Source organism: Lysinibacillus sp. NPDC092081 (assembly GCF_044755845.1).
GTDB lineage: Bacteria > Bacillota > Bacilli > Bacillales_A > Planococcaceae > Lysinibacillus.
This window is the reverse complement of record NZ_JBIVRU010000013.1, coordinates 1-12149: the sequence shown is the minus strand read 5'-3', so window position 1 is coordinate 12149 and position 12149 is coordinate 1. Positions and strand designations below refer to the sequence as shown.

8 protein-coding genes, 16 tRNA genes and 2 riboswitches are annotated in these 12149 nt (G+C 39.1%); of the genes, 2 read left to right on the top strand and 22 right to left on the bottom strand.

The genetic code is table 11. The features are described from left to right. Positions 1-96 precede the first annotated feature (96 nt). Positions 97-246, bottom strand: a riboswitch (cyclic di-AMP (ydaO/yuaA leader). A gap of 499 nt (positions 247-745) precedes the next feature. Then, complete coding sequence (locus tag ACIQLB_RS17325; RefSeq protein ID WP_400728352.1) at positions 746-2011, top strand: Nramp family divalent metal transporter; 1266 nt, start codon at positions 746-748, stop codon at positions 2009-2011. Between the two features lie 370 nt (positions 2012-2381). Here ACIQLB_RS17325 and ACIQLB_RS17320 read toward each other — a convergent pair whose 3' ends face one another. From ACIQLB_RS17320 to ACIQLB_RS17300, 5 genes are all read right to left on the bottom strand, one after another. Next, on the bottom strand, positions 2382-3071 hold the full coding sequence (locus ACIQLB_RS17320; protein ID WP_400728350.1) for an ABC transporter permease: 690 nt from the start codon (positions 3069-3071) through the stop codon (positions 2382-2384). Then, entirely contained in the window at positions 3064-3987 is a 924-nt protein-coding gene (locus ACIQLB_RS17315) for an ABC transporter ATP-binding protein (RefSeq protein WP_400728347.1), read from the bottom strand. Before ACIQLB_RS17315 ends, ACIQLB_RS17320 begins: the two co-directional genes overlap by 8 nt. A 137-nt stretch (positions 3988-4124) precedes the next feature. Next, the gene (locus tag ACIQLB_RS17310) at positions 4125-5060 is read right to left on the bottom strand and encodes a sensor histidine kinase (protein ID WP_400728344.1); all 936 of its coding nucleotides are present in this window, start codon (positions 5058-5060) and stop codon (positions 4125-4127) included. 4 nt (positions 5061-5064) lie between these two features. Further along, positions 5065-5757: a response regulator transcription factor gene (locus ACIQLB_RS17305; RefSeq protein ID WP_400728341.1), complete on the bottom strand. Its 693-nt coding sequence runs from the start codon at positions 5755-5757 to the stop codon at positions 5065-5067. A 177-nt stretch (positions 5758-5934) separates the two neighbouring features. Continuing rightward, positions 5935-7398, bottom strand: a complete 1464-nt coding sequence (locus ACIQLB_RS17300) for an amino acid permease (protein WP_400728339.1) — start codon at positions 7396-7398, stop codon at positions 5935-5937. Positions 7399-7485: 87 nt separating this feature from the next. After that, positions 7486-7662, bottom strand: a riboswitch (Lysine riboswitch). A gap of 151 nt (positions 7663-7813) precedes the next feature. On the opposite strand from ACIQLB_RS17300, the gene ACIQLB_RS17295 reads away from it, so the two are divergent. Next, positions 7814-9046: a CynX/NimT family MFS transporter gene (locus tag ACIQLB_RS17295; protein WP_400728593.1), complete on the top strand. Its 1233-nt coding sequence runs from the start codon at positions 7814-7816 to the stop codon at positions 9044-9046. A 210-nt stretch (positions 9047-9256) separates the two neighbouring features. Here the strand turns inward: ACIQLB_RS17295 and ACIQLB_RS17290 are convergent, their stop codons facing one another. The 17 genes from ACIQLB_RS17290 to ACIQLB_RS17210 form a co-directional block, all read right to left on the bottom strand. Then, entirely contained in the window at positions 9257-10303 is a 1047-nt protein-coding gene (locus ACIQLB_RS17290) for a nitric oxide synthase oxygenase (protein ID WP_400728336.1), read from the bottom strand. Between the two features lie 407 nt (positions 10304-10710). Continuing rightward, a tRNA-Glu gene (locus tag ACIQLB_RS17285) sits at positions 10711-10782 on the bottom strand. 1 nt (position 10783) lies between these two features. Then, a tRNA-Asn gene (locus tag ACIQLB_RS17280) sits at positions 10784-10860 on the bottom strand. Between the two features lie 4 nt (positions 10861-10864). Beyond that, positions 10865-10941, bottom strand: a tRNA-Ile gene (locus tag ACIQLB_RS17275). Between the two features lie 9 nt (positions 10942-10950). Continuing rightward, positions 10951-11024 (bottom strand) — tRNA-Gly (locus ACIQLB_RS17270). 3 nt (positions 11025-11027) lie between these two features. After that, positions 11028-11103, bottom strand: a tRNA-Phe gene (locus tag ACIQLB_RS17265). A 7-nt stretch (positions 11104-11110) separates the two neighbouring features. Beyond that, positions 11111-11203: transfer RNA gene (locus ACIQLB_RS17260), tRNA-Ser, on the bottom strand. A 14-nt stretch (positions 11204-11217) separates the two neighbouring features. Beyond that, positions 11218-11293: transfer RNA gene (locus tag ACIQLB_RS17255), tRNA-Ala, on the bottom strand. A gap of 15 nt (positions 11294-11308) precedes the next feature. Further along, a tRNA-Pro gene (locus ACIQLB_RS17250) sits at positions 11309-11385 on the bottom strand. Between the two features lie 17 nt (positions 11386-11402). Next, a tRNA-Arg gene (locus ACIQLB_RS17245) sits at positions 11403-11479 on the bottom strand. 21 nt (positions 11480-11500) lie between these two features. Further along, positions 11501-11573: transfer RNA gene (locus ACIQLB_RS17240), tRNA-Lys, on the bottom strand. Between the two features lie 21 nt (positions 11574-11594). Then, positions 11595-11669: transfer RNA gene (locus ACIQLB_RS17235), tRNA-Gln, on the bottom strand. A 9-nt stretch (positions 11670-11678) separates the two neighbouring features. After that, a tRNA-His gene (locus tag ACIQLB_RS17230) sits at positions 11679-11754 on the bottom strand. A gap of 47 nt (positions 11755-11801) precedes the next feature. Then, positions 11802-11875: transfer RNA gene (locus tag ACIQLB_RS17225), tRNA-Trp, on the bottom strand. A gap of 12 nt (positions 11876-11887) precedes the next feature. After that, positions 11888-11971 (bottom strand) — tRNA-Tyr (locus ACIQLB_RS17220). Positions 11972-11976: 5 nt separating this feature from the next. Further along, a tRNA-Thr gene (locus ACIQLB_RS17215) sits at positions 11977-12052 on the bottom strand. A gap of 7 nt (positions 12053-12059) precedes the next feature. After that, positions 12060-12135, bottom strand: a tRNA-Asp gene (locus ACIQLB_RS17210). Positions 12136-12149: the final 14 nt, after the last annotated feature.

Genomic DNA, 12149 nt, shown 5'->3' with positions numbered 1-12149 from the left:
TCACCGGGGCCTTGTTTCATTAAATGAAGATAAAAAAAATCTACAAGCCATCACTAAATAAGACTTGTAGACGCTCATTCGTCTGCCAAGCTCCACTTTTCTGCTCTTAACGCTTACGAGGTTAGCTGTCGGATTCGGGCCTGAGTAGCCCTACCCCTCAATAAATGAAGAGATTCACCCCAAGGATTACCTATGTAATCCGTAAAAATCGGGTCCCCCGCGTCATTGCTTCAGCGATTTAGAAATTTGAAACTTTTATAATGATGTCATATTACGCCTGTATTTAAAAAAAGTAAAGATGAAAAGAACGGTTACAAAAAATTTTTTTCACTTGATATTTCGAACAGTTTTATTATGGCCCCAAAACAACACCCCGAATTTTGGAAATGGATTATTCTTTAAAGAATAACATTTTAATATTGGTAGAAAATATGTGAATACCTGAATTGGAAATCAATTAAAAAGATACTTTATAAGTATATTCCCTCTTTTAAAATGGATAAGTACATTAATCCTTGATCATTTTCAAATGAATCGAATATTCCGCTAGGATGCTTCCATACATTGATACAAAAGCTGCATTCTTCAATTACAATTGGTTTACTATATCAAAAACATTTCGAATTAAGTAAAAAATTAAACAAACTTCTTCACATTTTTAGGTTCTAGCTATAAAATAGTACTATACATTTTCCTCTAGGAAACTTTATTTCGCTTGCGATACTCTTTGAAATGAGGGAACAACATGGTTTACAAACAAATGAATAAATCGCCTGCTGAGGCGGTTTTAGATGGAGATATAAAAGGCTGGCGACGAATCTTACCGTTTCTCGGCCCAGCATTCATCGCAGCAGTTGCCTATATTGATCCAGGTAACTTTGCAACAAATATTACAGCAGGTTCACAATATGGATATTTACTGCTTTGGGTAATCGCCTTTTCTAATTTAATGGCGGTGTTAATTCAATCTTTGTCGGCAAAGCTTGGTATTGCGACAGGTAAAAATTTACCCGAAGTAGCACGTGAACATTTTTCTAAAAAAACTTCTATTTTTTTATGGATACAGGCTGAATTGGTCATTATTGCAACAGACCTAGCAGAATTTATTGGAGCTGCACTAGGGCTGTACTTGTTATTCAATATTCCAATGTTACCTGCAGCGCTTATTACAGCAGTCGGCTCATTTGCTATTTTAGAATTACAACGCAGAGGCTTTAGAGCGTTTGAAGCGGGTATTTCTGGCATGGTGCTTATTGTCGTATTAGCATTTGCATTCCAGACATTTTTAGCACAGCCGAATTGGGGCGAAGTAACAATAGGCATGTTCACACCACGCTTCGATGGAGTAGATTCTATTTTACTCGCAACGGGTATTTTAGGGGCAACTGTTATGCCACACGCTATTTACTTGCATTCTTCATTAACCCAAAATCGGGTCGTTGGTCGAAATGATGCTGAAAAAAAACGTATATTCCGTTTTGAGTTTATTGATATTATTATCGCAATGATTATCGCTGGCGCTATCAATATGAGTATGCTTGTTATTGCTGCAGCCGTATTCCATACACAAGGTGTAGTAGTTGAAGATTTAGATATCGCTTATACCGGATTAAAAGAGGCGCTTGGCCCGATGGCGGCGGTGTCCTTTGGCCTTGGCCTTCTCATTGCAGGTCTTGCTAGCTCTTCAGTTGGTACACTTGCAGGTGACGTTGTAATGCAAGGCTTTATAAGAATGAAAATTCCACTCTATTTACGCCGTGCTATTACAATGCTACCTCCTTTGATTATCATTGCATCCGGTGTTAATGCAACTTATGCACTTGTCCTAAGTCAAGTTGTTTTATCGTTTGGTATTGCATTTGCTCTTGTACCGCTTGTTATGTTTACAAGTAAGCGCGACATCATGGGAAGCCTTGTCAACCATCGTATTACAACGATATTAGGATGGATTGTCGTGGCGATTGTAGTTGCTTTAAATCTTTATTTATTATGGCAAACGGTATTTGGTTAAAGAAATGCCAGGCACAAAGACCATCATTTGGTTTTGTGTCTGGCATTTCTACATATAAGGGGCTTTTTTCATAACGCGGGTTGATTTCCGCTCCGACTGGGCGCTTTGTTGCTGTCGCTTCGCTTTCGCACAGAGCAGAGCTTCCTGGGGGCGTCCGATGAGCCGCTTCACTCGCGTTGCTCGCTCCAGGGTCTCGGGCCAACACGATGTTGGTCACGAAGGCGTTATCACAGGATGTGATGGTTTTAGCCTTCGTTCCTCTATTGCTAATCCCCAAGGAGTCACCCAGTCTCCACTCCAATCAACTTATATATATGTCATACGTTTTAACAATTGTCATCCCCTACTACAATGCGCTATTTTTTTATCCTTAAATATCTATCTTCTCAATGTTTCGGAACGATAAATAGGCCACGCTTATACCGATAATAGCTAAAGTAATTGGTATGAAAATAATATCATACAAGGTGAAGTTGCCTGAATTTGATGATACGGCCGATACAATTATTATAGATGATATAATCGTTGCCGGAACGGAGTATTTTCTCATACCAAAATACAATGGTATTAATGCGATGCATGATGCTGAAACTGCATTCATGATCATAGCAGGAATTCGTTGTATTATGAAAGAGAACGTTAATGTATCCGGGAGCAATTGAAAACCCTCACTAACAGTACAAAAAATCGCTGTGACAAAAATAGTCGATAAAATAATTGCACTAAAGGTAAAAAGAACAACAATGGCTAGCTTTGAAGCAATTAGTTTTTTTCTATTGATCGGGTACATAAATGCTACGGTAATAGTTTTAAATTTAAATTCTCCAATAATAAACTTGGCGATTAACACACTAGCAAAAATAATAAATACTGCTCTTACACCTGAATCTATAATGCCAAATGCCCTCTGATAAGTTCTAAAATCTTGATCCCCTTCTATTTTAGTAATAAATATAAGCATAAATATAACACCTAGTATTATAAAATTTGCAAAAATAGCTCTTTTTATATATGAACCAATATGATATTTTTTCATTTCTAGCCGCATTAAATTAAGCACTAGCGACACCTCCATTGATTAGCTTCAAGAAATAATCCTCTAATGAACTTGTTTTTTTGCTAATGCCCTCAATTTCAATATCATGCTCAATCAATGTTTTAGATAGCACCTTTTGTGAAACTGTCGAATCATAAATTCGAATACAATTGTCATCCATTAGTTTGAAATTAGTAATATTTAATTTACTTTCTATAATAAAGACAGCCTTTTCCCCATCATTGACAGTTACTTCAATATAATCTGTTTGACTACGATTGACAGCGTCCATTGATACTTCCTTAATTAATCTTCCATCTTTAATAACTCCAACTGTATCTGCCAATTGTTCAATTTCACCCAAAATATGACTAGAGATAATAATCGTAATGCCATACTCTTTACAAAGCATCTTGAATAGCTCTCGAAGCTCTTTAATGCCAACTGGATCTAGTCCATTAATCGGCTCGTCTAAAATAAGCAATTCTGGCTTCGTAATAATTGCACGTGCAATACCCAATCGTTGTTTCATCCCAAGGGAAAAGTCTTTCACACGCTTATTCTCCGTATTTGTTAGTTTTACTAAACCTAGAACATGCGCAATCTCTTTCTTGTCATAATAGCCCATATATTCGCAATGTAATTCTAACGTTTCCTTTGCTGTTAAATCTTCATAAAAAATCGGGTATTCAATAATCGTTCCCATCCTTTTCAGCACGTCGTATGAGCGGTCCATTAATTTTTCACCAAAGATTTCAATATCTCCACTCGTTGGCTTCGTAAGGTTTGTTAGCATTTTCATGACTGTCGTTTTCCCGGCACCATTAGGACCTAAAAAACCGTAGATCTCTCCCTTTTTCACATGCATAGACACAGCAGAAACGACTTCTTTTCCCTCAAATACCTTCGTAAGCTGATTTGTTTTCACAATATAGGTCATGTAGATCTCTCCTTTAAATTTAGCTATCCTTATTATAAAAAATGAAACTCTCTAATTTATTACTTGATTCTTACAAATTTCTTAAGCGCAGAAGAAAAGCTTGTAAAGCAATTAAAATGCTCTACAAGCATGACTGTTCAGTACATCATTCGTTTTAAAGAAACCGTAAAAATAGTCTTCTCATATGGGATACTAGAAAGCTGGATGGAGCCATCCATTAATTCTACAAGACGTTTTGTAATCGTTAAGCCAAGGCCACTCCCCTGGAAGGATTTATTTCTTGAATCCTCAAGTGTATACATTCTTTCAAAAACATTATCAATATGATATTCGTCAATCCCCTTACCACAATCCCATACATCAATAAAAATATTCGTATCATCATTTCTTACTGTAAGCCCAATAATGTTTCCTGCCGCCCCATAGGCAATAGCATTTGACAATAAATTATTCAGAACCCTATCTAATGCTTCTTCATTGCCAAGTGCATACAAGGATATCTCTGGTATTGCTATATCAATCTCTAGCCCCATCGAAGTGATCATATCGTAAAATGATAAAATGTTTTTCCGGCAAATTTCACTTACATTAATTTTCGTCATTGGATAATCTGTATCTCCAGCCTCCAATTTTGCCAGGTCAAAAAATGTATGGATTATTTTTAATACTTCCAATGTTTTCGAGTGAACGCCAGTGAGCAATCGTTTCTGCTCCTCTTCACTAAGTGAGTGATGAAGCTTCAGCATTTCCGTATAACCTAGTACAACTGTTAAAGGCGTTTTAAGATCATGTGAAATATTGGCTAACATCTTTTTCATGGAGCCTTCCATTTTTCGATGTGTCGCCAGTACTTTTTGATTGTGGTCTAGCAACGCATTCATCGCAATCAGTAACTGCTGTAATTCTTGATTTGTTGTCGATGCTAAAATCTTTTCGCTTGATTGTTCGTTAATGATTGCTTGCAGTTTTTGATGCATGTATTGAATAGTAGCGTTCTGTTGTTTTTTTGCTCTCACCTGAAAAATAATAATACCTACGAGTAACACAATCATCAGTAATAGAAATATAATCATCTGTTTATCCTTCAAATTTATAGCCAATTCCCCAAAGCGTTTTAATATACCTAGGATTGGATGGATCGTCTTCCACTTTTTCACGTAATCTTCTTATATGTACATTAATAATATTTTCATCTCCATAGTAAGCATCATTCCAAATCAATTGATAAATTTGCTGCTTTGTAAAAACTCGATTACGATTTGTCACGAATAATTTTAAGATACCAAATTCCTTTGAAGTGAGCTTTACTTGTTGTCCATTCTTCTCAACTGAAAAATTAACAAGGTCAATCGATAAGTTATCTATCTCTACTATATCTTTCTTATCCTCTATTTGAGTGGAGTATTTTGTAGCTCTTCTAATGGCTGCTTTAACACGTGCCGAAAATTCCAGCATCGAAAACGGCTTGGCGATATAATCATCTGCCCCTAATCCTAATCCTAACGCTTTATCAACATCACTATCCTTGGCTGACATGATGATAATCGGAAGTGATGCTTGCTCTCGTATGATCTTTAAAACCTCTAATCCATTAAGCTTCGGTATCATAATATCCAAGATCACTAAATCAAAGGGATTGTTTAAACAATTTTGTAATGCTTCTTCTCCATTTACTGCAGTAGCGACAATGAACCCCTCCATCGTTAAATAGTTTTCTACCATTTCACGAATGGCTTCGTCATCTTCTACAAGTAAAATATGCTTTTGCACTTACACGCACCTCTCCCCAACATAAAACCTTTTTGATTTGCCATTTATATAACAGTCTACCATATTAAGGCTGCACGCCAAAAGTAGGTGATAAATTCGGGAAATTTATTAATATTTTTTAACTAAAAAAACTGCCCTGCAAGTCATTTTCTATGACTCACAGGACAGTTTTATTTATTATTGTTCGACTTTTAAATCACATTGCTCTAATGGAAGCATTTTTGTTTTATGCTTGATTTTATAGCCAAGCCATAAGAATAAGAACAGTGGAATACCGATATATGAGACAAGGACACCGTACCAATCTATTGTATCACCCATAAAGGCACTGTAGTTTTGTCCAATAACAACAATCATACAAACCGTAAAGGCAAATAGCGGGCCGAATGGGAATAGCCTTGCTTTATACGGCAACAATTTCGGATCTAGTCCCTGTACCTCGAACGCTCGACGGAAACGGTAATGGCTAAATGCAATTCCTAACCATGCAATGAAGCCAGACATCCCAGAGGCATTTAGCAGCCACATATAGACCACACCATCACCAAAGAATGAAGCTAAAAATGCTAGACAGCCTACTGCTAAAGTTGCCATTAATGCGTAAATCGGAATACCTCGACGGCTTAGTTTAGTGAAAATTTTCGGTGCATGTCCATCTATCGCTAATTGCCAAAGCATACGTGACGATGCGTAAAGCCCTGAATTCCCTGCTGATAGCATTGCCGTTAGAATGATAGCATTCATCAATGATGCAGCAAAGGCAATTCCTAAACGGTCGAATACTAGCGTAAATGGTGAAACAGCGATATCTTCAGATAGCAATCGTGCGTCTGTAAATGGAATCAACATCCCAATTGCAGCAATCGCTAAAATATAAAATAAAAGAATTCGCCAGAAAACAGACTTAACGGCTTTCGGAATGTTTTTACCAGGGTCATCCGTTTCACCTGCTGTTATTCCAAGTAGCTCTGTCCCTTGGAATGAGAATCCCGCAGCTAAGAAAATACCAAATGTAGCAAGGAGCCCACCATGGAATGGTCCATCACCGATAAAGAAATTCGTAAAGCCTACCGGAGCGTGTCCTCCTAAAATACCAAAAATCATTAAAAAACTGATGATAATAAAAATGATTACAGTTACAACCTTTATCATTGCAAACCAATATTCACTTTCACCATAGCTTTTTACCGATAATAGATTGAACGTTAAAACTACAGCAATAAATAAAACAGTCCAAAGTGCTGATGAGCTATCTGGGAACCAATATTTCATAATTAATGAGACAGCAGAAATTTCCGCTGCAATTGTAATTGCCCAGTTGTACCAGTAGTTCCAACCAAGTGCAAAGCCTAAAGCTGGGTCTACAAATTTTGTAGCATACGTACTAAATGATCCCGATGATGGCATATAAGCTGCCATTTCACCTAAGCTCGTCATTAAAAAATACACCATGATACCGATTAATGCATAGGCGAGTAGTGCACCGCCAGGACCTGCTTGTGCAATGGCACCACCACTAGCTAAAAACAATCCTGTACCGATTGTACCGCCTAATGAAATCATTGTAATATGACGGCTTTTTAATTCTTTTTTCAGCTTCGGTGCTTTATGGCCGAGCTGATTGACTTTTATTTCACTCACGATATAGCTTCCTTCCTTTTTTAAGAGGCGAAAAAAATGCCATCACATGAACGTTGCTGTGATGGCTAAGTAAATCCTCTGTTCCTTCAAAATGATAGCTCAACACGTTGTTCAAACGTGACAGTTCTGTTCCTTTCGGAGACAGCCCCAGCATGAGGTTTTCAAGTCCCCTCACACTTCGGCAGTATTTCCTTTCAACTAATATCTCTAATGCTTGTCATTTCCATTAGCATACTCTTAAATACCGCGACCTCTACCTCAATATAAACATGAGGCATATAATTATTAAATTTATGATGGATATTAGTGTAACATACGACCTATGACATTTCAATAACCTAATTAATGTTCTGTTTTTTTCGAATTTTCCATTATTTTTATCGTTGTGATAAAGTGGTATAGTGATTCAATTATAATTGTTCTAACAAGGGGGATTTATTTGACTACTCATGAACAAACCGATACTTATCCTAGCAGGAAAATTAGCTGGAAAGGTACAACCTTATTACTAGTTATCGGAGTAATTTGTATTGCCTCGACATTACGGATGCCGCTAACAGTTGTTGGACCTATTATTTCCTTTATCCGTGAAGACCTCGGCATATCCAATGTACTAGCGGGCTTTCTAACAACGATCCCTTTGCTAGCATTTGCAATCATTTCACCATTCGCACCAATTGTCGCACGTAAATTTGGACTAGAATTAACATTATTTTTATCAACTATTCTTTTAGCGGTAGGAATTGTCCTACGCTCCCTTGGTACAACTAGTTTACTCGTATTTGGTACTATGCTAATTGGTATAGCCATTTCATTCGGTAACGTACTAATTCCGGGATTACTTAAATTGAAATTTCCCTATCACGTAGGTTTACTTATGGCATTTTTCACAATGTCGATGAATTTGACAGCTGGACTCGGTGCTGGTATTAGTTATCCTATTGCCAATTCATCATTTGGCTGGCAAGGAGCTTTAGCAATCGCATTTGTTCTTGTGGTATTAACCATTTTAATTTGGATTCCACAGTTGAAATTTAATAAGCCTGAACCGACTGTTGAGACTACGAAAGAACGTACAGCATTATGGAAATCACCTGTTTCTTGGGCAGTGGCGGGAGCTATGGGATTTCAGTCATTATTATTCTACACAACTGCCGCTTGGATTCCTGAAATATACATAGCACAAGGCTTAGCAGCAGATCGTGCGGGTTGGATGTTTTCCATCATGCAATTTTCACAAGTCCCAATGGCTTTAGCTGTGCCTATTATTGCAAGTAAAATGACATCTCAACGGCCTCTCGTATTAATGTTTACGGTATTTTACTTAGTTGGCTTTATCGGAGTAGTGATGGAATGGACAAGCCTCGCTGTACTGTGGATGGTGCTACTAGGCTTAGCAGGAGGAGCTTCATTCTCATTAGCGATGATGTTCTTTACACTACGTACCCGTACAGCTTTTGAGGCAGCTGATTTATCAGGTTTTGCACAATCATTAGGATATTTATTAGCCGCAATCGGTCCAATTTTATTTGGTTATTTGCATGATTTACTCGGTGGCTGGAATATCACTGGTTGGTTATTTATTATCGTAGTATTGATACTTTTCTTATGTTCATTCAGGGCTTCTAAAAATGAATATGTAAATTAAAAAAGGCAGCTCATGATCTTCTTCCAGCGGATGTTTGGACACCCGCTGAAATAGATCAATTATGCCTCGGCATAATTGCGTCTGGAATCGGCTTTGTGCTTGCACAAAGAACTCCTTTCCGATTCCGTGACATCCGCCGGAGGCTTTAACTTCTTACAGCGGATGTTTGGACACCCGCTGTAAGAAGTTAAAGTGAGCTGCCTTTCTCTACTAATAAGGTGGTTTCTGATAAAAATAGTTCGGTGTATTGTAAACATTAACATAAGGTTTATGGTAAATATGAGTTGTAGCTGGTGAAAGAGGTGGAATCAGCCACGTCCAATTGCCTGTAACCTCACGATCCACTGCTGCTTCTGTTTCTTCAAACAATTTAAATTGCTGTGCAGCTGTATGATGATCTACAATGCTCACACCATCGTCTTTAAAGGAATGTAGAACTGCAATATTCAGCTCAACTAATGCTCGATCACGCCATAGAGAAGCCTGTTTGGTTGTATCAAGGTTGAAAATTTCTGCTATAGCAGGCAGCATATTATAACGCTCATGATCTGCTAAATTACGTGCCCCAATTTCTGTACCCATATACCAACCATTGAATGGGGCTGTCTCAAAATCGATACCTGCCATTTGGAAGCGCATGCTCGAAATAATCGGCACTGCATACCATTTTAATCCTAGCTTCTCTACTTGAGGAGATTCAGGATGACGAATCGGTACCTCTAGTACATATTCGCCAGGGATAGTAAACACTTGTGGTTCCCTTCCATCCACCTGTACAACGAGCGGCAGCACGTCAAATGCTGTTCCCTTACCTTGCCAGCCAAATGACTCACATACTTTTGTAAACTCAACAGAATGTGGATCACCAACGATTCCAGATTCCGTTTCATAACCAGCATAACGGATTAGCTGATGATTCCAAACACGAACTCGCCCCGGTGCAAAAATCGTTATTGTTGGACGAATTTTCCCATCATTCGTTGCATATTGAATATGCTCAAGCAATGCGTTGAAAATATCCTCTTCTTTTGAAATATCTCGGGCATCAACAACATGCAGCGATTGCCAAAACAATCGACCAATACACTTATTACTATTGCGCCATGCTACTCGTGCACCAAAGATTAATTCTTCCGTTGTCGGTATATATTCGCCTGCTGTTTTAATTTGCTGTAATTTATTTTCTAGCCATGTTTTAGACTCATTTTGCTCTACTTGATAAAGTTCTAAAAAACGCTGTACTTCATGTAAATTCATATCGAATTCCTCCATCTACCCTCATATTAGAGGAATGAAACTATAATCACCACGAAAAAATCTGCTAGAAAACATACATATTTTATATATGAAATACTTTGTTCAATATTTTATATCCTTTCTTCCATGTTTCTAAAACTAAAATTATTTATGGATTAGTGTTCCTATTTTGAGTAGACATTATAAAAATCAGGGGAAATTATAGAGGAAAAAACTATAGAGTATAGATTTGCTATTATAACGTTTTTTTATTCCAAAGTAGGTAATACACGAGACGTTATCAGTCACATTTACAATTTTGTTTATCATTGTCACTACCTTCGCAGTATTTAACGAATGGTGATCTTTGTTTGTCAGTATAGTTGGCATAAAAAAAAGCATGTTGCACGAATGTGCAACATGCTTGATGACCCGTACGGGATTCGAACCCGTGTTACCGCCGTGAAAGGGCGGTGTCTTAACCACTTGACCAACGGGCCTTGGCTCCGAAGGCAGGACTCGAACCTGCGACAACCTGATTAACAGTCAGGTGCTACTACCAACTGAGCTACTTCGGAATAATGGTGGGCCTAAATGGACTCGAACCATCGACCTCACGCTTATCAGGCGTGCGCTCTAACCAGCTGAGCTATAGGCCCATTATTTTTTGGAGCGGGTGATGAGAATCGAACTCACGACATCAGCTTGGAAGGCTGAGGTTTTACCATTAAACTACACCCGCAGATGGTGGGTCAGGACGGAATCGAACCGCCGACACTTAGAGCTTCAATCTAATGCTCTACCAACTGAGCTACTGACCCGGAAAAATGGAGGAGGTAGAGGGATTCGAACCCCCGCGCGGTGTTACCCGCCTGTCGGTTTTCAAGACCGATCCCTTCAGCCAGACTTGGGTATACCTCCGGAAAATATATAAATGGTGGAGCCTAGCGGGATCGAACCGCTGACCTCCTGCGTGCAAGGCAGGCGCTCTCCCAGCTGAGCTAAGGCCCCAACAATCAGGAAAGATGGTCGGAATGACAGGATTCGAACCTACGACCCCTTGGTCCCAAACCAAGTGCTCTACCAAGCTGAGCTACATTCCGATACTATTAGGCTTTTTTGGCGCGCCCGACAGGAGTCGAACCCATAACCTTCTGATCCGTAGTCAGACGCTCTATCCAATTGAGCTACGGGCGCATAATTTTTATAAAAACATGATGAGCCATGAAGGACTCGAACCTTCGACCCTCTGATTAAAAGTCAGATGCTCTACCAACTGAGCTAATGGCTCATATTAATATTAAGAAATAAATGGCTGGGGTACTAGGATTCGAACCTAGGCATGACGGAATCAAAATCCGTTGCCTTACCGCTTGGCTATACCCCAATTATTAAATGGGGCGACTGATGGGAATCGAACCCACGAATGCCGGAACCACAATCCGGTGCGTTAACCACTTCGCCACAATCGCCACTATATGTAATCACAGCAGTGTTTGATAACGAGTACCTCGAAACCTGGCAGGGGCAGTAGGAATCGAACCCACACCAAAGGTTTTGGAGACCTCTATTCTACCGTTGAACTATGCCCCTATTAAATAAAACTGGTGGAGGGGGACGGATTCGAACCGCCGAACCCTAAGGAGCGGATTTACAGTCCGCCGCGTTTAGCCACTTCGCTACCCCTCCATGAATGGTGCCGGCGATAGGAGTCGAACCCACGACCTACTGATTACAAGTCAGTTGCTCTACCAACTGAGCTACACCGGCATAAAAATGGCGGTCCCGACCGGGATCGAACCGGCGATCTCCTGCGTGACAGGCAGGCATGTTAACCGCTACACCACGGGACCATTTTGGTTGCGGG